Raw genomic sequence first — 22,449 nt, 5'->3', positions numbered from 1 at the left:
TAAATTGGTAACCTGGGCGGCAACGCATGCCGCCTCCTGCAATGGAAAGGACCATAACCATGAACCTGCCGATTGTTGATTCCTCCAAGGGAGCCGACATCCCCACCCTCAACGCCTCTGAGATTCCCCACGCCGTGCGCCACGGCGCCATCCACGGAGCGCTGGGCACGCTCAACGTGGGCGAATCCATGATCCTCATCGCCCCGCACGACCCCCTCCCCCTGCTCAAGGAAGTTGAGCAGCGCGAGGAAAGCTTCGAGCTGAAGTACCTCAAGAAGGAACCGGAGGACGTCCACATTAGGTTCACACGCACCGCGTAAAGTTAGTGGGCATGCGCCGTCTTGCCCTCCCTGCCCTCGCCGCCACGCTCGCCCTTACTGGGTGCACCGCGCAGCCAGCTGACAGGCCTCTTTCGGTGTTTGCGGCATCCTCAACACGCCTCATCAATGACGATTTAGCTGCGCGAACCGACATTGACGTGGCCATCAACAACGGCGGCTCCTCGGCGTTGGTCCAGCAGCTTTTCGACGGCGCCCCCGCCGACCTCCTCATCACCGCCTCTGCGGCCACGATGGACCGTGCCGTGTCACACGGCGACGTTGAAGCGCCAGAAGTCTTGGCCACCAACACGATGGTCATGGTGGTCCCCAAAGGCAACCCCGCGGGGCTGACCTCCCTCGAGGACATTGATGCCTCCACACGCCTCGTCCTTTGTGATGCTCAAGTACCGTGCGGAGCGTTGTCTGCGAAGATCCTTGACGCCAAGGGCCTGACAGTGACGCCGTACTCTCTCGAATCACAAGTAGCCAACGTCCTCGGCAAGATAGCCTCCGGAGAGGCCGACGCCGGATTGGTCTACTCCACCGATGCCACCTCCAGCGATGATGTGGAGACCATTCATATCGACGGCGCCGAAGAGTTCCCCAACCAGATCCTCGGCGCCGTGGTTGCCGCCTCGCCCCGTCGAGATGAAGCCCATGCGGTCTTGGATCTTCTGGATTATGGCTTTGACGCCGAGTGGCGAAAGTATGGATTTAACCCCGTTAAATAGATGGACTCTGCACTGAATCTCCGCGAACAACGTCCTCGCGTGCCGTGGGCGGTCGTCGCCGTCGGCATACTTGCTGCCGTCTATATCTTTGCCCCCATCGTGGCCTTGGGGCTGCGCGTGCCTTGGGAACAGCTCCCGGAGACTCTCCGCGCACCAGCCACACAGGACCTCCTGCGCATCACGCTGAGCTCCGCCGCGCTCGCCACGATCCTCTCCACTATTCTCGGAACCTGCTTGGCGCTGTGGCTACAGCAACTGCAGCGCGCCGCACACGCGGTGCGGCTGGTGGTCTATCTGCCGCTGGCGCTACCGCCGGTGGTGGGCGGGTTGGCCCTCACCGCACTCGTGGGGCGACGCGGCCTTCTCGGTCCCCTGCTCGAGCTTGCTCAGATTCGTGTGGCCTTCGCCTTTGCGGGTGTGGTGGTAGCGCATATCTTCGTCACTATGCCCTTCGTGGTCGTGGCCGTGGACTCTGCGCTCCGACAGCTCGATCACGAGGTTATCGCGAGTGCCCGGGGCGTGGGCATGCGCCCCGGCGAGATCCTGCGTCATATCACCGCACCCGCCATCGCCCCAGCAGTCCTCACGGGCGCCGCGTTGGCCTGCGCGCGATCCTTCGGTGAATTCGGCACCACCATCACCTTTGCCGGCTCAATGCCTGGGCTCACCCGCACGATGTCCAGCGGCATCTACCTCGAGCGCGAAGTGAGCGCCGATACCGCCTATGCGCTCTCTGCTATCCTCATCGCGCTGGCAGTTCTCCTCCTCGCTGCAGCAGGCCTGCCATCCCTGCTACACCGACACCGCGCAGCAGCCGCCCGCACACTATCCCCCATGAACTCCGACGCCCTCCGCGCGCTCACCGCACCGTCGGTGACCCCTCCAGAAGTCAGCCTCTCCGCGGGCCCACATGATGTGACCTTCCGGGGAGGAGCTATCACCGCCGTGGTTGGCCCCAACGGTGCCGGCAAGACCACGCTCATGCGCTTTCTCTCCGGCCGCCTGCTCGGCGCCACGGTCTCCGCACAGCGCGTGGTCATGCTCACCCAGAACCCGGGCCTTCCACCCACCGCGACGGTACGGCAGGCACTGACCATGGTGACTAAGGACGAAGCGCGCACGGAAGAGCTCCTTGACCACGCTGGACTGGAGAATCTGCATCACGTGCGCGAACTATCCGGCGGTCAGGCAGCCCAAGTTGCACTACTGCGCGCACTCGCTGCGCGCCCAGAGGTTCTCGTACTCGACGAACCCTTCGCTGCCATGGACGTCGAATCAGCCGCGCGCTGGCGCCACCTCCTCTCCGTGGCAGCACCCGATCGCACGACCGTGCTCGTCACGCACAACCTCCATGACATCAGCGCCCTGGCCACCGACATCCTCGTTATGGAGAGCGGATCCATCACTGCGAAGGGCACCGCACGGGATCTGCTCGCCCAGCCTCCCAATGAATTCGTTGCCCAGCTTGCGGGACTCAACCTGCTTAAGGGAACGGTGACAGATGGCACCTTCACTTCTGGCGAGATTGTTCTCCCCGCCCCACACGTAGATGAAGGGGCCGCCTGGGCGGCCTTCCCACCCACCGCGCTCACCGCGGATAGAGGCGGCGACCTCTCCTTGCGGGCAGTGGCCGCAGTAGGCGGCGGCGACATACTCGCTGATGCAGGGCCACACCGTCTGCGTGTCAGCGCAGTTGCGGGGGACCCCGCGCCGGGAACAACGGTGCGCTGTCATCTCGATCATGGCGCGGTTTCTATATACACCCGTATTTAATGATCGGCCTTCCCCCCACGTCGTGGGGAATACCCCACCGAAAAGTCGGTGAAAATTGTAGAAAATCCAGGGACGAGTTGTAGGATCTTTCTCATAACCTTCTGAAGGAGCCATCTGCTGATGTCTACGCGCACTCCCCGTTCCTCCACGGAGCTTTTCCCTGAGTCTCTTCGTCTCTCGCCCAAGCAGCGCGAGGTGCTTAAAGCCCTGCAGGAGTATCCACAAGGGGCGAAAGCAGCTGACGTTGCAGACGCCATGGGCATGCACGTCAACACCGCGCGTGGGCACCTCGACGAGCTGGTCAATGCCGGCGCCGTGCGCGTCATCACCGCCCCGGCACGGGGCCGCGGTCGCCCCTCACTCATCTTCCAGGTGCGCGTGCCGGATAATCGCTCCGTAGCCGAGGAATACGTGTCCCTCATCAGCGTGCTCGCGGAGATGCTGGCTGATAAAGACCAGCTCGATGACTTCGCCTCTGAGCAGGCACGCGAGATTGGTCGCCGCTGGGCACAGTCCACCACCGACAAGGGAGTAAACAGCGCCGATGCTCTTGCCCCGCTCTATCGCACCATGCGCGATATGGGGTTTGACCCGGTGACGTCTATCGACAAGTTTAATCAGACGGGCGAGACAGACCTAGAACTTCACGCCTGTCCGTTCGTCACTGCCGGTATCCGCCCCTCCCCCTTCGTCTGCGCCATCCACGACGGCTACCTTGAGCAGTCCGCCGTGGACGCCGGCGGGCGACTCAACCTCAAGCTCATCCCGCACTCCGGCAATGGGGTCTGCCGGGTCAACGTCAAAGCCGCGAGTTAACACACGACAACGCGGTGCCGCCCTCCGGCACCGCGCTGAGAGGTTTTAACCGCGCTCGACACTCACTGGTCCGGCGACCTCCAATTCAAGGACTCGAAGGCCCTGCGCACGGGCCTCATCGAGGATGGACTCCTCAATAGGATCGGTGTGCAACACCATGACGGTAGGACCGGCACCGGAGAGATACGCGGCGAAGCCCCGGTTACGCAAGCGGTTGACCCACTCAGCGGTCACCGGAAGCACATCTGCGCGATAAGGCTGGTGCAGGCGATCGCGCGTGCCTTCCCAGAGCAGCTCCGGATAAGCGGTGAGCGCCGCAACGTTGACCGCGGTGCGGGACACGTTGAAGGCAGCATCTGCGTGCGTGACGTGGGACGGCAGGACGCGGCGCACGGCCTGGGTTGAGGCATGGAAATCCGGAACAAGAGCCGTTGCCTTGATGTCCCGGTGCACGTCCAGGGTCGCCGCGCGGTACTCCGGCAAGGAGTGGCCGTCAACAGGCACCGTGGTCCATGAGACCACAGCATTGCCCAAGACAGAGGCGGCAGCGTTATCGGGGTGCCCCTCAAAGGCCGAGGAGAGCTGCACGACCTGCTCCTCGGACAACGGCGAACCCGCCAAACCGTTGCCGGCAGCCACGCCCGCCACGGCGGCGGACGCCGAGGAGCCGAGACCACGCGATTGCGGGATGTTGTTGTTGCAGACCACACGCAGGCCAGATACCTCCGCATCCGCGGCCTTGAGGGCCGAACGGATCGCCTTAACCACGAGGTGTGAACCGTCACGCGGTAAATCTTCGGCGCCTTCACCGAAGATGTCCACCTCGAGGCCGGAACGGATGACTTCGACCTCAACGGTGTCATAGAGAGACAGCGCAATGCCCAAAGTGTCGTAGCCCGGGCCCAGGTTAGCCGAGGAGGCCGGCACCTGAACGGTGACCTTGGTGCCCAGTTCGATATCGATACTCATGTCAGTTTCCTAAACGCCCAGACGGATAACGGAGTGGACGGCCTTGACCTCGTCGAGCTCACCGAGGGACGCGACGATATCCTCGAGTACAGCTTCCTTGGCCGCGTGGGTGACCACGATGAGGCGGGCAGACGTCTCGCCGTCCTCCTGGCGAACCGTGCGCAGGGACACGCCGTGGCGAGCAAAGACGCCGGAGATAGCAGAGAGAACGCCGGTGCGATCCTCAACCTCCATGTCCACGTGGTAGCGGGTCTCCACCTCACCAAACTCCGCAATCGGCAGGTTAGCGTAGGTATTCTCCCCTGGAGCACGGCCGCCGTGAACGATATTGCGGGCAGCACCCACGACATCACCCAGCACTGCCGAGGCGGTCGGGTTACCACCGGCGCCGTTTCCGTAGAACATGAGGGAACCAGCAGCCTCTGCCTCAACGAAGATGGCGTTGTAGGACTGGCTGACCGACGCCAGCGGGTGGTCCTTCGGCACGAGAGTCGGATGCACGCGGGCATTAACGGACTCTTTACCGGTCTCCTCGTCCACGAGGCGCTCACAAATAGCCAGGAGTTTAATGGAGTAGCCGGCCTGGTTGGCAGCCTTGATGTCATCTGCGGTGACCTTGGAGATTCCCTCGCAGTAGACATCATCAAAGGTCAGGCGCGTGTAGAAGCCAAGAGAGGCCAAGATGGCGGCCTTGGATGCGGCGTCGTGGCCCTCCACGTCCGCGGTGGGGTCAGCCTCAGCATAGCCCAAGCGGGTAGCCTCAGCCAACGCATCTTCATACGAGGCACCGGTGGACTCCATCGCATCCAGGATGAAGTTAGTGGTGCCGTTGACGATGCCGGAAATGCGCTGGACCTGATCACCCGCCAGGGAGCGTCGCAACATGCCGACGACCGGGATGGCAGCGGCCACCGCAGCCTCGAAGTAGAGATCCACACCGGCACGGTCGGCGGCCTCCGCCAGCTCATCCGCATGCGCTGCCACGAGCGCCTTGTTGGCGGTGACCACGGACTTGCCGGCATTAAGTGCGGCGAGGACCAGCTCGCGTGGGAAGTCGATGCCTCCGATGACCTCGACAACAAGGTCGATGTCATCGCGGAGGACAAGGGCCTTGGCGTCGTCGGTAAGCAGCTCCTGAGGCACTCCCGGACGCAGCTTATCCTTGTTGTGCACGGCCACGCCGCGGATCTCCACGGGGCCGCCAATGCGGTGGGCAAAAGCGTTGGCGTTTTCCTGCACGAGGCGGAAAACCTCGGCGCCTACGGTGCCGAATCCGAGCAGGGCGATTCCTACGGGCTCGCCCTCGGGCTTAGCGGTACGGTTCGTCGTCGTCATGGTGTCCCTTTAATTGAAGTTGCGTGTGGTTCTTGCGTGACAGCACATCACTATACAGAACGAGCTGTCTATTTCTATGCGTGTGCTGGGGAGTGCCCCCGCGACCGGCACCATCTCACTGAATGAAATGATGCCGCCGTGCTAGTCGACGTCCAGCGCCAACAGGTCATCCACCGTCTCTCGCCGCAGCATGAGCTTGTGCTGCCCATCGCGCACGGAGACCACTGCCGGGCGGAGAGCTCCGTTGTAGCGCGAGGCCATCATGTACTGATAGGCGCCGGTGGTGGCGAAGGCGAGGATGTCCCCCGTGGTGATGTCCGAGGGAAAGCGGCGCTCGTCGACGAGAATATCGCCGGACTCACAGTGAAAGCCCACGATGCGCGAGTCCACGGGTTCGCCCTGCGTGCGGCGGTTGACCACGCGCACGTCATAGTCCGAGCCGTAGAGAGCCGGGCGAATGTTGTCCGACATGCCGCCGTCCACAGAAAGGTAGCGGCGCATGGGCAGATCCGCCTTACCGGTTTCCACGTCCTTGACCGTGCCCACGCGGTACAGCGTGACTGCGGACGCGCCGACGAGGGAACGCCCAGGCTCGACGAGCACGAAGGGAGGCTTGATGTCGAGTTCGGTGGCGGTACGCTCCACGGCATCCAGCAGATCCTTAGCCAGCGCGGCGACATCGAGTGCTTCCTCATACTCCATGTACGGGATACCGAAACCGCCGCCGAGGTCGAGTTCCTCAAGTGCCACGCCAAGCTCAGAGTGAATGCGCTTGTACAGGCTGAGCACGCGCTCAGCGGCGAGCTTGAAACCATCGGCGTTGAAGACTGAGGAGCCGACATGGCAATGCAGGCCAACGAGCTTGAGGTTTGCGGATTCCAGCACCTTGTGGGCCGCCGTGAAAGCAGCACCCGTAGACAGCGAAATGCCGAACTTCTGGTCCTCGTGCGCGGTGGCGATGAACTCGTGGGTATGGGCATCCACGCCAGGCTTGACGCGGATCATCACCGGCTGCACGCGGCCTGCGGCCGCGGCGATGCCGTTGAGGCGGGACAACTCCTCCTCGTTGTCGAGGACAACGTGGCCGATGCCCTTGTCGACGCACAGCTGGAGGTACTCGTCCTCCTTGTTGTTGCCGTGCGCGGTCATACGCTCCGGCGGGAACTCAGCAGCCAGCGCCAGTTTGGCTTCATTCAGGGAGGCCACGTCGAGGCACAAACCTTCCTCATCAACCCAGCGCACAATGCGCTTGGTGATGAACGCCTTGGAGGCGTAATGCACATGATCCGGGCCGCCAAAAGCCTTGGCCATATCGCGGCAGCGCGAGCGGAAATCCTGCTCATCGAATACGTAGAGCGGAGTACCGTATTCCGCGGCAAGTTCGGTGAGCTTGACCCCCGCGATGGAGACCACGCCGTCAGACCCGCGCGAGGCATTGCGCGGCCAGACATGAGAGGGAAGAGAATTAAAGTCCGGCATGCTTACATCTTCTCCGGCGCACTCACACCTACCATAGTCAAGGCGTTGGCCATGACTTGGCGGGTAGCGCTGGCCAAGGCCAAGCGGGCACGGTGGATCGGCTCGGTGTCCTCTCCAGCCTTCGGCAGCACCTGGCACTGGTCATAGAAACGGTGGAAGACCGCCGCGAGTTCCTCGGCGTAGCGTGCGATGCGGTGCGGCTCGCGCAGAGATGCAGCGGTGGCCACAACCTCCGGGAACTCGCCCAGGGTGCGGATGAGATCGCCTTCCTTATCGTGGATGAGGAGGTCGAGGGGGACGTCGCCAAGCGCGGCACCATCAAGCCCCAACTCTGCAGCCTTTCGCAGGATGGAGCAGATGCGCGCGTGACCGTACTGGACGTAATACACCGGGTTATCCGCGGACTGGGATGCCCACAGACCCAAATCGATGTCGAGGCTGGAATCCACAGAGGAGCGCACCAGGGAGTAGCGCGCGCCGTCAACGCCAATGGCCTCGACGAGGTCATCAAGGGTAATAACCGTGCCGGCACGCTTGGACATCTTCACGGCCTTGCCATCGCGCACCAAGTTGACCATCTGGCCAATGAGAACCTCAACGGCCTTCGGGTCATAGCCCAATGCCTGGGCGGAGGCGCGCAGGCGAGCGATGTAGCCGTGGTGGTCCGCGCCCAGCATGTAAATAGCGAGGTCGTGGCCGCGATCAAACTTGTCCGCAACATACGCGATATCACCGGCAATGTACGCAGCGTCACCGTCGGACTTAATGACGACGCGGTCCTTGTCATCGCCGTACTCGCTGGACTTCAGCCACCACGCGCCCTCCGACTCATAGAGATTGCCGTTGTCCTTCAGCGTCTGGATAGCCTTGTCCACCGCGCCGGACTCAAAGAGCGAGTTCTCATGGAAGTACACATCGAAATCCACACCGAACTCATGGAGGGATTCCTTAATCTGGGCGAACATCATCTCGACGCCGGTGGCGCGGAAGTTCTCCTGCACCTCTGCGTCACTGCCCTCGAGCGCGGCCGGGTTCTGCTCGAGCACGCCCTGGGCAATTTCCTTGATGTAATCACCGCCGTATCCATCTTCCGGGGTGGGCTCGCCCTTGGCGGCCGCCACGAGGGAGCGAGCAAAGCGGTCGATCTGACCGCCGTGGTCATTGAAGTAGTACTCGCGGGTAACCTCCGCGCCAGAGGCCTCCAGCACACGGCCCAAGGAGTCGCCCACAGCTGCCCAGCGCGTGCCGCCCAGGTGGATGGGGCCGGTCGGGTTCGCAGAAACGAACTCCAGATTAATCTTCATACCCTGGAAGGTGGTGTTACGGCCAAAAGCTTCTCCGGCTTCGAGCACCTGGGAAACAATCGCGCCCTGAGCGGCTGCGGCCAAGCGGATGTTAAGGAAGCCGGGACCTGCGATGGAGGCTTCATCGATGGCGTCGTTGCCCGCGAGGGCGTCGGCAAGCCACTGCGCCAGCTCGCGCGGCTGGGTGCCCGCCTTCTTCGCCACCTGGAGAGCCAGGTTGGTGGCGTAATCGCCGTGCTCCGGGTTGCGCGGGCGCTCCACGGTCACGGTCTCCGGCAGGACGGAGGCGTCCAACTCGTGCTCGGTGAGCACGGCGGCTGCTGTGTCTTTGATCAGGGCGGAAAGATCTTCAGGATTCATAGGCCCAGAGTCTATCGTCCTTGCCGCTGGGAGGCACTATCAGGTCGCACGCAAGGGACCAACCGCAGCCACTGTTAGGAGGCTCACTCACCCCCATCGGGTGCACAATGCAGCACATCGGGGCAACAGGTTCTACGCTAAACACGCTAACTGTATCGTTCCATCGCCTCGCACCGTCTCCTTGTGACCGCTCAATAACTCTTGTGGGCGCGCCACGGGTGTGCGAGAAAGACCGTGAATTGAGCTTTATGTCTACCTTCAACATCACTACGGATGCCATTGCCGGCAGCGTGGGAGCGACCGCAGCGGTCTCTACCCTGCCGCTCATTGCATTCTTCATCATGCTCTTGGGCCTCAAGGCTCGCGCCCACACCTCCGGTGCGGTAGCCCTCCTCGTGGCCTTGCTCATCGCTATCTTCGGCTTGGGAATGCCTACGGATATGGCGCTCTCCTCTGCACTACGCGGCGGACTCTTCGGACTCTTCCCCATCGTCTGGGTCATCATTACCGCCATCTGGTTCTACGAGGTGACGGTATCCTCTGGCCGCTTCGAGGACCTGCGCAAGACCTTTGACCTCTTGGGTGATGGCGATATCCGTATCCAGGCCATCCTCATTGCTTTCTGCTTCGGCGGCCTGCTGGAGGCCCTCGCCGGCTTTGGTGCCCCGGTGGCTATTACCGCCACGATGATCCTGGCGCTGGGCGTGAAGCCCCTCAAGGCTGCGACCACCGTTCTGATTGCCAATACCGCTCCGGTTGCTTTCGGCGCCGTCGGCATCCCCGTGACCACCGCTGGTTCCGTTGGCGGCCGTACCGCCGAGCAGACCGCGGACATCGCAAGCCTCATCTCCCTGCAGGTGCTGCTCATCGCTGCGGTTGTTCCGTTCTTCATCCTCTTCATCCTCGACGGCATGCGTGGCGTCAAGGAAGCCGGCCCCGCCGCCGCAGTCATCGGTGTCTCCTTCGCCATCGCGCAGTGGGCCACCGCGACCTTCTTTGCCTACCAGCTCACCAACGTCGTAGCCTGCATCGTGTCCCTAGGCGCCGGCTTCCTCTTCCTGCGCGTGTGGAAGCCCAAGGGCGTCGACAGCCTGCGTGAGCGCATGGAGCTGCCTGCGCAGGAGGAGGTCACCGATCTCAACGGCCGCCGCATCTGGATGGCCCTGCTGCCCTACGCGGTTGTCACCGCCGTCTTCGCTGTGGCCACCGCATGGCCTGCCATCTTCGGCTTCATCCAGCTCAACATCCCGTGGCCGCTTCTCGACGGCACGATTATCGACGCCGACGGCAACGCCATGGACACCGCCTTTAAGTTCAACGTGCTGGGCAACCCGGGCACGCTGCTGCTCATTTCCGGCATCATCGTGGCCGTGGTCTACATGATCTTCAACGAAAGTGGCCGCTACAAGCTGGAGGCCTCCGCACCAGTGGCCAAGTTCGGCGAGGTGATCAACCGCATGAAGTTCTCCGCGCTGACCATTATTTTGGTTCTGGCGCTGGCCTACACCATGAACTACTCCGGCCAAACCATCTCCATTGGCCAGTTCGTGGCCTCTGTAGGCGGCATCTTCGCGCTCTTCTCCCCGGTTCTGGGCTGGATTGGTACTGCGGTGACTGGTTCCGACACCTCCGCCAACGCCCTCTTTGCCAACCTGCAGGTCACCGCCGCCGACCGCATCGGCGTCAACCCGGATCTTATGCTGGCCGCGAACACCGCCGGTGGTGTTGTGGGCAAGATGATTTCACCGCAGTCCCTGGCCATCGCTGCCACCGCAGTGAACATGGAGGGCGAGGAATCCCGCATCTTCAAGGCCGTTGTGGGCTACTCCGTGGCCTTCCTGGCCGTGGTCTGTGTCATCGTCTTCCTCATGACCAACGTTCTCGGCTTCTTGGTCCCGTAAACATCCCGACACAATAGAATGCCCCCGGATTCGGGCGCACATTTTTCATCAGCCGCTGCGCACTTCACTGGGCGCGGCGGCTGATGCGTCATTAAAGGCGCATGTGAGAAAATTACAACATTAGTGTTGCGTTAAAGATCCAGGTAACCGGATTTTTCATGTCGAGAAAATCTATTTTCCACGGTAGAATCCCGGCTATACCTGTAGGCAAATGTCCTATGCATCTCTCTCCCTCGCTTTATTGAGGGATCAAACTGCATAAGGCAGATAAGGAGCACAACACTAATGCGAATAGCATTGTTTTCCACGTGTATCGGAGACTCTTTGTTCCCCGATGCTCACAAGGCCACGGCTCTCGTCCTGTCCCGCCTGGGCTACGACGTCGTCTTCCCTGAAGAGCAGACCTGCTGCGGCCAGATGCACATCAACACCGGCTACCAGAAGGAAACGCTGGGAATGATCCGCTCTTACGCGGATGCCTTCGCCGATCCGTCCATCGACTATGTTGTCTCCGCCTCCGGTTCCTGCGTGGGTGCCGTTCGTGAGCAGCACACCAAGATCGCAGACCGCTTCGGCACCGCTGCTGATGTGGACGGAGCCAAGAAGGCCTCGGAAAAGACCCTGGACCTGCCCGAGTTCCTCGTCGACGTAGCCGGCGTCACCAACGTGGGCGCATTCTTCCCCCACCGCGTGACCTACCACCCCTCTTGCCACGGCCTGCGCTTCCTCAAGCTGGGTGACCGCCCGTACCAGCTGCTCAAGGAAGTTGAGGGCATCGATCTCGTTGAGCTTCCCAACAAGGAAGAATGCTGTGGCTTCGGCGGCACCTTCGCCATTAAGAACGCCGAGGTCTCCGCGGCTATGGTCGGTGACAAGACCCGTCACATCCGCGAGACTGAGTCCGAATTCGTTACCGGTGGTGACTCCTCCTGCCTGATGAACATTGGGGGTGCACTGTCCCGCCAGCGTGCCGGCGTACGCGCCATCCACATGGCAGAAATTCTCGCCTCCACCAAGGAACACCCGTGGACCCCAGACTCCGCGGCCTACTCTAAGGAGAAGATGCTCTAATGACTTCTTTCCTCGATACCACTCCACCGCGTGCCCCCGAAGGTTACGGCAACCTCCGCGGCAATAAGGCCTTCGTGCCTTTGGCTCACGTAGGTCTCAACAACGCGACCCAGCGCCGCAACCTGCGCCACGCCACCACCTCCATTCGCACCAAGCGCCAAGGCGCTGTCGATGAGGCGGCGGATTGGGAGCAGCTGCGTGACGCTGGCTCCGCCCTCAAGGAAGACGTCGGAGCCCGCATGGGCGAGCTCCTCCTCCAATTCGAGGAGCAGGTCACCAAGCGCGGCGGCATCGTTCACTGGGCCCGTGATGCCAAGGAAGCCAACGAGATCATCGAGGGCCTTATCCGGGAAACCGGTGAGACCGACGTGGTCAAGATTAAGTCGATGGCTACCCAGGAGATCGCCCTTAACGAGCACCTCGAAGAGGCCGGCATCAACGCCCGCGAGACCGACCTGGCTGAGCTCATTGTTCAGCTGGGAGAGGATAAGCCTTCCCACATTCTGGTTCCGGCCATCCACCGCAACCGCGCTGAGATTCGGGACATCTTTGTCAACAAGATGCCGAACACCGATGACACGCTGACCGCCGAGCCAGCAGAGCTCGCTGAGGCCTCCCGCCAATTCCTTCGTGAGCAGTTCATGAAGGCCAAGGTTGCCATCTCCGGCGCCAACTTCGGCGTCGCAGAGACCGGCACCATCAACATCGTGGAGTCCGAGGGCAACGGCCGTATGTGCCTCACCCTACCGGAGACACTCATTACCGTCATGGGTATTGAGAAGCTTGTTCCGACCTTCCAGGACCTTGAGGTCTTCTTGCAGCTGCTGCCGCGCTCCTCCACCGCTGAGCGCATGAACCCGTACACCTCCATGTGGTCCGGCGTGACGGAAGGTGATGGCCCGCAGAACTTCCACATCGTTCTCCTTGACAATGGCCGCACCGCTGCCCTGTCCTCCCCGGTTGGCAGCCAGGCCCTGAAGTGTATCCGCTGCTCCGCTTGCTTGAACGTCTGCCCGGTCTACGAGCGCGCAGGTGGACACGCTTACGGCTCCGTCTACCCGGGTCCGATTGGTATCTCCCTCACCCCGCAGCTCACCGGCATGAAGGACCATAACGATCCTTCGGCAAGCCTGCCGTACGCCTGCTCCCTCTGTGGACGTTGCGATGAGGTCTGCCCGGTGCGCATCCCGCTTTCGGATGTCATTCTGGAGAACCGCCATCAGAAGGTCACCAATGCAACCCCGCCGGTGGAGGAGAAGATCTTCAAGGCTCCCCAGCTTTTGTGGAGCAACCCGAAGGTGTGGAACCAGGTCACCCGCATGGTGGCCCTTGGCCGCGTACTCGGTGGTTTCAACGGCGTCATCGATAGCCTGCCATTGTTCATGTCCGGCTGGTCAGAATACCGTGATACCGCTGTCCCGCCGAAGAAGTCCTTCCGTCAGTGGTTCGAGTCTGACGAAGCCAAAGAACTCCTCGCCCAAGCCAAGAAGGAGGGCATCAAGTGACCATCAAGAACAGCGCCGCCAAAGAAGAAATTCTGAAGCGTATCTCCGCTGCCCAGAAGCAGGCCGGGCTGCCCGATCATGTCGAGGTTCCGCGCGAGTACCAGCATGAAGGCACACTCAACGATGATGAGCTGCGTGACATGCTGGTAGACCGCCTCGAGGACTACAAGGCTGACGTCCGCGTCACTGATGAGGCCGGCCTCAATGCCACCATCGTGGACCTCCTGAAGGACCGCGGCTGCTCCACCGTCACCTATGCACCTGGAATCGACACCAGCATGCTCGACGGTTTTGAGGGCACCGCAACCGCGGATGACAACAGCAAGGACCCCCGCGACCTCAACGATGTTGACGCTGTGCTCACCGAGTCCCACGTCACCTCGGCACAGACCGGCACCATCGTGCTCGAGTCCAACGAGGTTTGCGGCCGCCGCGCCCTAACCCTCGTGCCGGACCGCCACATCTGCATCGTGCGCGATGACCAGATTGTCTTCGGTATCCCAGAGGTTGTCTCGCGCATGAACCCGGAGCGTCCAGCCACCTGGATTTCCGGCCCGTCCGCAACCTCGGACATTGAGCTCACCCGTGTCGAGGGTGTCCACGGTCCGCGTGATCTCATTGTGGTGATTGTTAAGTAGTGAGGCCGACGGGGGTAGCCACCCCCACCTCTAACCTCACAGAGCTGACGTACATCACTCGTGGCGCATAGGATTAGGCGAGTACCTACCCACTGAAGTTTAGGAGCCTTGTTCTATGCGCTTTTCTCGCGTTTTGAGCTCGGTTCTAGGCCCTGTAGCCCTTGCTGCTGGCCTAGTTGCCGCACCCGCTGTTGCCCACGCTGACCAACCCACTATCACCTGGGGCGAGTGCCCAGAGGGGGTTGACCAAGAGCGTGCCGAGTGTGGTCATGTAACCGTGCCGACCTACTACGACGCTCCGGATAAGGGCACGATTGAGGTCGGCTTCGTCCGTCTCAAGGCGCTCGGTGAGCGCAAGGGCAGCCTGTTTACGAACCCCGGCGGCCCGAATGGTGACGCCTACAACTGGGTCAACAACGCCAACTGGCCCGATGAGGTTCAGCAGGACTACGACATCATCGGCGTGCAGCCCCGCGGCCTGCGGGAATCCGCGCCTCTTAACTGCAGCATGAGCGAGGCCGCGGCTAATCCGCTCGACGGCCTGACCAAGGCGGGCGCTATCACTCGCGATGATTGCGAGAAGAATACCCCGGGCTACACCGACTCCATCACCACCGAAAACACCGCCCGTGACTGGGAGGTTGTTCGCCAAGCGCTGGGCGACGACACAATCAACATCGTCGGCCTGTCCTATGGCACGTTCCTGGGCTCAACTTATGCCACGCTCTTCCCGCAGCACACGGACAAGGTAGTCCTCGATTCCGGCATGAACCCGCAAATGGCATGGAACCAGATTTTCGCCTCCCAACAGGCAGGCTACGAGAATGCCCTGCATGACTTCTTTAGCTTCGTGGCGAAGAACGATGACATTTACCACGCGGGCAAGACTCCGCTGAAGGCTTACGAGCGCTGGTCCCAGATTGTCGCTGCCGAGGCTGGCGTGCGCCCCACCGTATTGCCGCCGGACGCCGAGATTGGTGATCTCCCGCCGGGACTGGAATTCGCCGGCCAGCCTGGAGCCAACATCATGACCGCCACGGGCGAGCTGCGCGTGCAGGCCGAGCACCTCGCGGGCAAGGCATCCAACCCGCAGGGCATCCAAGCCACCTCCCCCACCCTCCAGGTCACGCGCGATCAGGTTGTCCCGCGCCCAGAGGCCTGGGACGCGATGGCCAAGCACATCGGGGGCATCGAGCCGCTCGACTTCAATGCAGTCGAACCGGAGGCTAGCGAAGCGGACCAGGAAGCTGCGCTGCAGACCTTAGTGAACACGCAGAGCATGCAGAACATCATCATGTGCAATGAGAACACTGCGCCGACGGATCCGACCGCCATCCCAGCCTTCCTGTGGTCCAACTACGTCACCGTTGACCCCTTCACGCTGTTTAACTCCATGTACGCCTCCGGCGTCGGCTGCGGTGGCCGCGCACCAATCACTAAGCCGGTACAGGTCAGCGGCGCGCAGCTGGCTACCAAGCCGCTGCAGATTCAGTCCACCGGCGACCCGCAGACCCCGTACGCCTACTACCGCGGACTGTCTGACCCGATGCAGTCCCGCGTGGTCACTGTCCATGGTCCCGGCCACGGCCACTTCGCTTTGGGCAACAAGGCCGTTGACAACATTGTGGTTAACTACCTACGCACCGGCGAAGTCACCACCGCCGATGCCCCGGGTTTCCTCGACCAGCCCCAGGCCGAGCAGCCCCAGAATTAATAGGTCAGACAGCTGACGTGTGAGTTGCTGTATAACCTTGCACGCAGGGGGAAGAGGACAGAAAAGTACTGTTCAAGGCGCATAACCTAGAACCATAGCCAGACCGGCGAGAAGTTCTGTTATGCGCCTTCCTCACGTTTTCATCCGCTTCGCTCACCGGCGGTCACTTCAAGCGGCCAGAGGAACTGACAACTCACTATGTCATTGTGCTCGGCTTCCTAGCCTCCTGGGACGGCGCTGCCACCCCCTCCACCTCCAATCTTATGAGCGTCAATTTCTGGCCTTGCCCTCCATGCGCTAGAATCGCATCGTTGGCATTTCGCCAGCGATGCCCTTGTAGCTCAGCGGAATAGAGCATCGGTTTCCGGTACCGAAGGTCGCAGGTTCGATCCCTGTCAGGGGCACAATTTTTATGTCGTGAGCTGCGTTTATACCTCTATCTGAGGGCTATTCGGCACCACCATTAGGCCCCGCCTCAGGGCTCAACGCGAGGCGGGATTGTATGTCAGCGACTACCTTGCCAGGGTCTTGTGCCGAGGCGATGAAAGAGGAAGCACCGTGGTCGATTCGCACGGTGGGGCCTGAAACGATATACGCCGGCGCACCATCAACAACACGTGGTCCTGCGCCTTCTTTCAGCCCCGTCTCGGGGCCGATGCTTACACCGGTGATGTCATCGAGCGGAATTCTTTTCTGAAAGACTCCCAGGACGGAAGCGGTCACGCCGTCGTCGCTCACGACGATCTTGACTCGCATGGCAATGCAGGCCACCGTTGCCACAATGACCAGCACACCAAACAAAAGTGCTGCCCACGTGGAATCAACCATCGTTGGCAGCAGCGCGGCCACCACAGCTAAGCCAACAATGATTCCTAGCCACAGGAGAGGTCCGTTAAGATGTCGCACGTAGACACTTTCTCTCATAGAGCACAAGGCTACCGAACAGGGGCTGGCGTATCCAGTGAAAAGTCGTGGTGCTGCATAGCGCGCCAAAGGTTGGGCCACCACGGGGGGCTGCTCTCGTCCTCGATCATTCCCAGCAGCTGCGCGTGTCATACACCGTGGGTGTGCCTGCCTCCACGCCCTTCGCGCTCACCGGCAGACCGCCTACCGCTCAACGAGCCTCCCCCGTGAGCGCGAAGGTCGGTTGCTCGCGAAGGTCGGTTGCTAATGGAAGCTAGGAACGCGGCTTGAGCAAACCAGCCTCGTGGAGCAGCTTCCCCACATGTTCGCTCGGTCAAGGAATTGCATGGCTTTTGTGGATCGGTACCACGCCGCCCCGCATACCAGAGGTGCGCCTCAACGTGAATGGCTTCGCGGAAATGAGTCATTAAGAAGACTGGAGCAATCGGGAAATCGGCATCCTTGAAGAACCTCACGAGGACACCTTCAGTATCACTTTTATCGCTATGCACGCCCGTGGCCGCAGGCTAGACGTTGGGGCAAAAACACAACAGAGCCCCAGCACCATGGTGCTGGGGCTCGAGAATAAAGGTTCATGGACGCAAGAGAGGCGTCCCACCTGTTCGCTCTACTGCGTGATGAACGGGTTCACGATTTCCTGGGTGATGTCCAGGGTGCCGTGCTCAATGTAAAACATACCGAGCCAGAGAGCAGTGATAACAACCACGACGATGAGCATCAGGGGAATCCACTGCAGGAAGACAGAAACCCAGCCGTCAGCCTTGTCGCGTGCGGCAGCCTCGCGCTGCTCCTGAGCCAAATCGCGCTGGTCGATCATGTTTAGTCCTTTCACTTAGCTCCTCACCGAGGATGCTCACGCCGGAGTCATCTCCCCTACGCCAGAGAAATGCTCGCCCTTTAACACAACGTATGTTAGCAGGTTATGCAGAGTCGGCCGTAGTCAAACGCAGAAATCTCTGACGCTATCCGACGTAAGTTTGACACCACTTGTGGCTAGACCCCAGGGTCCTCGTCGTTTTCAAGGGCTTCGATGAACTCCTCGCGATCCTGGAACATGCGGTTGATATCATCCTCGGCACCGATAATCCACATCTGAGATAGCTCATCAAAGGTCACAGCGCCGTCAGGATGCTTCTCCAAGGCCTGCTCAAGTGCAGCGGCCTGTTCATCGCTGAGCTTCTCGACGTCATCCACAGGGCCCACCTGCGCGCTCAGGTCCTTCAGCGCCTCAATTCGGTACTGAGTGTATTGACGCTCCGGGTGCTCGAAAAGTTCTTGTCCCATCATGATGTCGGAATCACCTCCTGGTGAGTGTGCTGTCGGCATCCCCACTGTACCCGCGATGGTGCACGCGCTAGGAGCTGCGCCCGCCTAAACGCTCATCGGGAACAAAGCCGGAGTAGCCCGGAAGGTTATTTGCTGCGAGTACGCCTTCACAGAATCGAAGGAGGGCAGGTGCATCGGCAGGATCGAGGTGGTCGAAGACCAAGCGGCGCACTGATTCAACGTGCTCAGGCACAGAAGCTTTGAGGCGCTCGAACCCAGCGTCGGTGATGACGACTTCGACTCCCCGTGCATCGCCCTCGCATTTTTCTTTGGTCACCAGTCCGCGCTTTGCCATGCGTGTGATCTGGTGGGAAGCACGGGAGCGGTCCCACTCAAGTTCAGAGCACAGTTCGCGAAGGCGCAGACGGCGCTCCGGGGCCTCTGAGAGGGACACAAGCACGGAGTACTCGGACATCGAGATGTCCCCGCAGGCGAGCAAGGTCTCTTCCATGCCGCGATCAATTTTGCGGATACTGCTCAGCACTTGACGCCACAGGTGTTGCTCATCGTCAGTCAGCCATCGAATTTCCGCAGTCATGGCACCAACCCTACACCCCGATTTCAAATTTTTTTCAGAGTTTCCATACTTAATTCCGTACGGCCTGCAACCCAGGAGTAGCGCTGAGGCATGCATGTCAGCACGATGACCTGCGAATTCTTACCGGCTTTAGTGAAAAGCGCTGCCATTAGCTGAAGGCGGGTCGAGTCGGTCGAACCGAGAGCGTCGTCGATGATGACCGGTACAGAATCCCCGGACACCAGCTGGGCGATGGCGAACCTAGTCAAAATTCCCAGCTGCTCCTTGGCACCACCAGATAGACCGTCGAAGGCCACGGTGTCCCCATTGCGGCTGCGCGCTTCCACTTTGAGCTCCTCAGACAAGTGGAAGTCCACGTCGCCGCCAAAGACGGTACGGGCCAAACCGCTGAGCGCAGTAACAAAAGGTGCAGCATAGCGCTGCCGAGCGGCATCGCGGTGACGCAGCATGAGCATGCGCAGGTATCGAGCCGCCTCCGCGCGGCGTTCGGTGGCCGCATGGCGCTCACGGGCCACCTCCAGTTCCGCGGCGGCCTTTTCCACGGCTTCTGCTGCACCGGAGTGCATCTCGATACGTCCGCTGAGCTCGCGCATGTCGCCGTTGGCATCGGCGACGGATTTCTTCAGGGAGTCCACGTGCGTGCGTGCGCCTTGAGCCAAGGTCTCCGCAGTCTCAACATCGACGCCTGACATGTCCTTGAGCGCAGCTTGCTCTGCTGCCTGGGCTGAACGGGCAGCCTCAATGGCGGCAGTGACGTCCGCGTCACGCAGCTGGGCGCGGGCAGCGTCGAGGCCCTCCGCCTTGAGGACGCGCTGAGCCTCAGCATCCTCGGCTCGGACTGTGGCAACGTCGAGTGCCGCGGCGGCTTTGTTCTCGCGGTAGGGTGCCACAGCTCGGTCCAGCTCATCGAGGCGTCCACGCAGCTCTTCTTCTTCCTTGTCCACCACAGCAAGCTCGCGCGGGGGCTCACCGTCGTCCTCTGCGTTCTCCTCATGATCAGCCGAACTCGATTCGAAGCGAGCTTTCAACTCACCGAGGTCGTCACCGCCGAGGGCCGCTGCTAATTCGCGGGATGCACCTTCCACAGCCGCAGCAAGCTCCTCATGCTTCGCCTGTGCTTCGCGGGCCTCCGCAACGTTGGTGCACCCGGCGTCCTCGAGCAGTCGCACGAGTTCCGCGCGAGCTTTCTCAACACTCTCCTCGCCAGATTCACCGGCCGCGGCCGCATACCGTGCGGTGACATCGCCAATGCGCAGCTCCGTGCCATCGTGCAGCTCAACCGGAGTTTCCTCCCCTGACGTCAAAGAGAAGGCCTCTCCCTCCACGACAACCTCGCCCGTTCCAGTTACGTAGAGTTTCGCCGCAGCGGCCGCCCGCAAGCGGTCCTGGATGCCCACCTCACGCTCGGCCTCCTCCAACTCTCGCAGGTTCGGAATCGCAGGTGCTGCTGCCAGCTCACGACGGCGCAAAGCCAGTGCGTCTTCAAGAGACGCCACTGCCTCCAAACGCGTTCCGAGGGCCGCGTGCTCCGCGCGGAGCTGGGCACGGCGGGCACGCTGACGTTCCTCGCGCACAGCGTCATATTTCTGCTGGATATCAGCGCGTTCCTCTTCCAGCTTGCTGCGAGCAGCGGCCTCTGCCTCCGCGCGTTCCTTGGCCTCTGCCACGACCTCCGCGGCACGCTCAGCAGCTGCGGTGGCGTCCGCATGTTCTTTCACCAGAGTGGTGCGACGAGCAGCATCTTCCTGGGCCCGTGCCACAGCCGCTGCCGCGCGGGCCACGGCAGCTTCCTGGGCAGTCACCTTTTCCTGGGCCACACGGGCGGCAGCGAGTTCAGCATCGAGCCGCACACAATCCTCTTCCGCCGCAGGAAGAGCAGTCTCCGCCTCAGTTTTCCTCAGCTCCGCAGCTTCATAACGCTCCACAACACCATCGAGCTCACGCATGGAGGCCTCAGCAGCAGCATAGGCTGATTCAGCCTCCTCAAGCGTCTTGATAGCTGCCTTGTATTCTCCGGCCGGCTTGTCTGTCTTAGCGGTGTAGTACTGGATGTATTCGGACTCAATGCGCGTGAGCAGCTCGGAGTCCTCGGCCACAGCATTCGACCCGGTCTCCTCTTCCAAGGCCGCAGTCAGCGAAGGAATACCAACCGCAGCAATCCCCTCGTGCTGATCATCTTGGCGCACGAAAAGTGCGTCGAGCAGCGCGCGGTCAAGGTGTTCAGACAGAATCCGATCCAACTCATCATCTGCCTCCGCTCCCGTCCACTGCCCCGGACGCGGAGAAAACACCTGGAGCTCCGAGGCCCGCTTCTTCAGCCACCGCTTGTGAATGCGAAAACGGTACGGCCCCACAGTGGCCTCCAGCGTCACTTCTGGGGCCACGTCACGGCCAACAGGTTTCAACGCTTTAATCTTCTTCGAACCCGCGGTGTGTTTTTCCGTCAGCACGAAAGAAATGGCCTCCACCAGCGTGGACTTACCAGCTTCATTAGGTCCGCCAATCACCACGACGCCGGTCTCAGGTAGGTCCGTGACCTCAAGATGCTCCACGCCGCGGACGTTGCTCAACTCAACAGAATGCAGGTGCATCATGGTTTAGGCTCCCTTCGCGCTGAGACGAAACAGCAGGTTGGCGGCATCACGGGCAGTGGGATTCTCCAGGTCCTCGAGTAGTTCGGAGAGGGCATCGGCGGCGTATCCGCTCAGGCTCAGTTCACTAAGCTCATCTTCGGACGGCGCCAAGTGCAGATCCATCGTGCGTTCACGGGGTTTGAGGGAGGCAAAGACCTCCTCTAGGTTCGCGAGCCCCTGCTCCAGGCGTGCTTGGGCGCTGAGGCCCAGCGTGCCGCGCAGGCTGTACTTCACTGCCGTGCGCGTCTTGCCCGGCATCTCCTCCAGCTCCGCAAGAAAACGCTCGACATCGTCCATCGAGTTGACGTCAGCGTCAAGCGCGCGGAAGGCCCACCGGCCGACGCTGCGCTTCTCGACGTCCACCGCCTCCCCCTCAACCCGCACCACCAAGGCATTGCCGGAGTCACGCTCGCGGTCATCGAAAGCCGTTGTCTCCGGGCTGCCGGAGAACCACACTTTCCCGGTACGCCCCAACGAAGCCGTGGAATGTGTGTCCCCGAGTGCTAGATAATCGATGACGCCGCGATCGAGGCAGTCCTCCACGAAGGTCAGATCGATGGTGTCAGCATCAGATTCCTCGGCCTCACCTGCGCGGGATTCAACTTGGCCGTGCCCCACGGCAATGCGTGCCACCGCCCCGGAGGCGCGGTCGAGCGGCTCGAGTGGTTCCAGTGCTCGGCGCACGAGGTCATAGTTTGCTCGCTTCGAAAGGTAGGGAGCGCCAACAATCTCCACGCCCGAGCGAACCTCGATGGGCTCAGAGTCCGCAATGACGTGGACGTTATCCGCAAAGGAATTAAAGAAAATGGAATCCGCCACGAGCGGATCGTGGTTACCGGGTAGCAGGTACACCGGCACCGGTAGGTTCTTCAACACTTCCTTGGAACGCAACAACGTGGACGTGTTGAGAGAGTTGTGCTCAAACACGTCTCCGGCCACGACAATGAACTCCGCCCCGGTCTCGGTGGCCAACTCCCCTAGTCGAACGACTGCTTCTTCACGGTCATCATCAAAGCGCGATTGCGCGGAGGGGCTGAGAAACCAGCGGGTCATACCCAGCTGAAAATCGGAGGTGTGGATGAACGTTACTGCTGTCATGTAGCCTTTTCTCC

Annotated in this window: 19 protein-coding genes and 1 tRNA gene; 10 read left to right on the top strand and 10 right to left on the bottom strand. The window is 61.4% G+C overall.

The genetic code is table 11. The features are described 5' to 3' along the window. Positions 1-59: 59 nt before the first annotated feature. The 4 genes from HMPREF3149_RS05930 (at position 60) to HMPREF3149_RS05915 (ending at position 3,640) form a co-directional block, all read left to right on the top strand. Complete coding sequence (locus HMPREF3149_RS05930) at positions 60-320, top strand: DUF2249 domain-containing protein (protein ID WP_042530444.1); 261 nt, start codon at positions 60-62, stop codon at positions 318-320. Between the two features lie 11 nt (positions 321-331). Beyond that, a complete protein-coding gene (gene modA / locus HMPREF3149_RS05925; protein WP_070537098.1) occupies positions 332-1,051 on the top strand; it encodes a molybdate ABC transporter substrate-binding protein in 720 nt (239 codons plus the stop codon). Beyond that, a complete protein-coding gene (locus tag HMPREF3149_RS05920; protein WP_070537097.1) occupies positions 1,052-2,824 on the top strand; it encodes an ATP-binding cassette domain-containing protein in 1,773 nt (590 codons plus the stop codon). A 120-nt stretch (positions 2,825-2,944) separates the two neighbouring features. Then, on the top strand, positions 2,945-3,640 hold the full coding sequence (locus tag HMPREF3149_RS05915; protein ID WP_070537096.1) for a helix-turn-helix transcriptional regulator: 696 nt from the start codon (positions 2,945-2,947) through the stop codon (positions 3,638-3,640). A 45-nt stretch (positions 3,641-3,685) separates the two neighbouring features. Here the strand turns inward: HMPREF3149_RS05915 and thrB are convergent, their stop codons facing one another. The 4 genes from thrB to argS form a co-directional block, all read right to left on the bottom strand. Beyond that, positions 3,686-4,609 carry a homoserine kinase gene (gene thrB, locus HMPREF3149_RS05910; RefSeq protein WP_070537095.1) on the bottom strand — a complete coding sequence of 308 codons (924 nt, stop codon included), beginning with the start codon at positions 4,607-4,609 and terminating at the stop codon, positions 3,686-3,688. A gap of 9 nt (positions 4,610-4,618) precedes the next feature. Beyond that, complete coding sequence (locus HMPREF3149_RS05905; RefSeq protein ID WP_070537094.1) at positions 4,619-5,944, bottom strand: homoserine dehydrogenase; 1,326 nt, start codon at positions 5,942-5,944, stop codon at positions 4,619-4,621. A 141-nt stretch (positions 5,945-6,085) separates the two neighbouring features. Then, entirely contained in the window at positions 6,086-7,423 is a 1,338-nt protein-coding gene (lysA, locus tag HMPREF3149_RS05900) for a diaminopimelate decarboxylase (protein WP_070537093.1), read from the bottom strand. Between the two features lie 2 nt (positions 7,424-7,425). Continuing rightward, positions 7,426-9,087, bottom strand: a complete 1,662-nt coding sequence (argS, locus tag HMPREF3149_RS05895; RefSeq protein WP_070537092.1) for an arginine--tRNA ligase — start codon at positions 9,085-9,087, stop codon at positions 7,426-7,428. A gap of 248 nt (positions 9,088-9,335) precedes the next feature. Here argS and HMPREF3149_RS05890 point away from each other — a divergent pair, with 248 nt between their 5' ends. From HMPREF3149_RS05890 to HMPREF3149_RS05865, 6 genes are all read left to right on the top strand, one after another. Continuing rightward, positions 9,336-10,988 carry an L-lactate permease gene (locus HMPREF3149_RS05890; RefSeq protein WP_070537091.1) on the top strand — a complete coding sequence of 551 codons (1,653 nt, stop codon included), beginning with the start codon at positions 9,336-9,338 and terminating at the stop codon, positions 10,986-10,988. Positions 10,989-11,273: 285 nt separating this feature from the next. Then, complete coding sequence (locus HMPREF3149_RS05885) at positions 11,274-12,059, top strand: (Fe-S)-binding protein (protein ID WP_070537090.1); 786 nt, start codon at positions 11,274-11,276, stop codon at positions 12,057-12,059. After that, complete coding sequence (locus HMPREF3149_RS05880; RefSeq protein ID WP_070537089.1) at positions 12,059-13,564, top strand: lactate utilization protein B; 1,506 nt, start codon at positions 12,059-12,061, stop codon at positions 13,562-13,564. The genes HMPREF3149_RS05885 and HMPREF3149_RS05880 overlap by 1 nt, the downstream gene beginning before the upstream one ends. Next, positions 13,561-14,202, top strand: a complete 642-nt coding sequence (locus tag HMPREF3149_RS05875; protein ID WP_210385414.1) for a LutC/YkgG family protein — start codon at positions 13,561-13,563, stop codon at positions 14,200-14,202. The genes HMPREF3149_RS05880 and HMPREF3149_RS05875 overlap by 4 nt, the downstream gene beginning before the upstream one ends. Before the next feature lie 115 nt (positions 14,203-14,317). Further along, positions 14,318-15,916 carry an alpha/beta fold hydrolase gene (locus HMPREF3149_RS05870; RefSeq protein ID WP_070537088.1) on the top strand — a complete coding sequence of 533 codons (1,599 nt, stop codon included), beginning with the start codon at positions 14,318-14,320 and terminating at the stop codon, positions 15,914-15,916. Between the two features lie 330 nt (positions 15,917-16,246). Then, positions 16,247-16,320: transfer RNA gene (locus tag HMPREF3149_RS05865), tRNA-Arg, on the top strand. A 43-nt stretch (positions 16,321-16,363) separates the two neighbouring features. Here HMPREF3149_RS05865 and HMPREF3149_RS05860 read toward each other — a convergent pair. The 6 genes from HMPREF3149_RS05860 to HMPREF3149_RS05835 all read right to left on the bottom strand — a co-directional run bounded on the left by HMPREF3149_RS05860 (position 16,364) and on the right by HMPREF3149_RS05835 (position 22,435). Then, positions 16,364-16,822: a hypothetical protein gene (locus tag HMPREF3149_RS05860; RefSeq protein ID WP_246819955.1), complete on the bottom strand. Its 459-nt coding sequence runs from the start codon at positions 16,820-16,822 to the stop codon at positions 16,364-16,366. Between the two features lie 625 nt (positions 16,823-17,447). Next, positions 17,448-17,657: a hypothetical protein gene (locus HMPREF3149_RS05855; protein WP_042530420.1), complete on the bottom strand. Its 210-nt coding sequence runs from the start codon at positions 17,655-17,657 to the stop codon at positions 17,448-17,450. Positions 17,658-17,833: 176 nt separating this feature from the next. Then, on the bottom strand, positions 17,834-18,127 hold the full coding sequence (locus HMPREF3149_RS05850; protein ID WP_042530418.1) for a hypothetical protein: 294 nt from the start codon (positions 18,125-18,127) through the stop codon (positions 17,834-17,836). 67 nt (positions 18,128-18,194) lie between these two features. Continuing rightward, on the bottom strand, positions 18,195-18,704 hold the full coding sequence (locus tag HMPREF3149_RS05845; protein WP_042530416.1) for a MarR family winged helix-turn-helix transcriptional regulator: 510 nt from the start codon (positions 18,702-18,704) through the stop codon (positions 18,195-18,197). 23 nt (positions 18,705-18,727) lie between these two features. After that, on the bottom strand, positions 18,728-21,298 hold the full coding sequence (locus HMPREF3149_RS05840; protein WP_070537086.1) for an AAA family ATPase: 2,571 nt from the start codon (positions 21,296-21,298) through the stop codon (positions 18,728-18,730). Between the two features lie 3 nt (positions 21,299-21,301). Further along, positions 21,302-22,435 (bottom strand): metallophosphoesterase family protein, encoded by a 1,134-nt coding sequence (locus HMPREF3149_RS05835; RefSeq protein WP_070537085.1) that lies wholly within the window; start codon positions 22,433-22,435, stop codon positions 21,302-21,304. Positions 22,436-22,449: the final 14 nt, after the last annotated feature.

The organism is Corynebacterium sp. HMSC05E07 (genome assembly GCF_001807225.1).
In the GTDB taxonomy this organism is placed as follows: domain Bacteria; phylum Actinomycetota; class Actinomycetes; order Mycobacteriales; family Mycobacteriaceae; genus Corynebacterium; species Corynebacterium singulare.
This window is presented reverse-complemented; position numbering and strand designations above follow the sequence as displayed.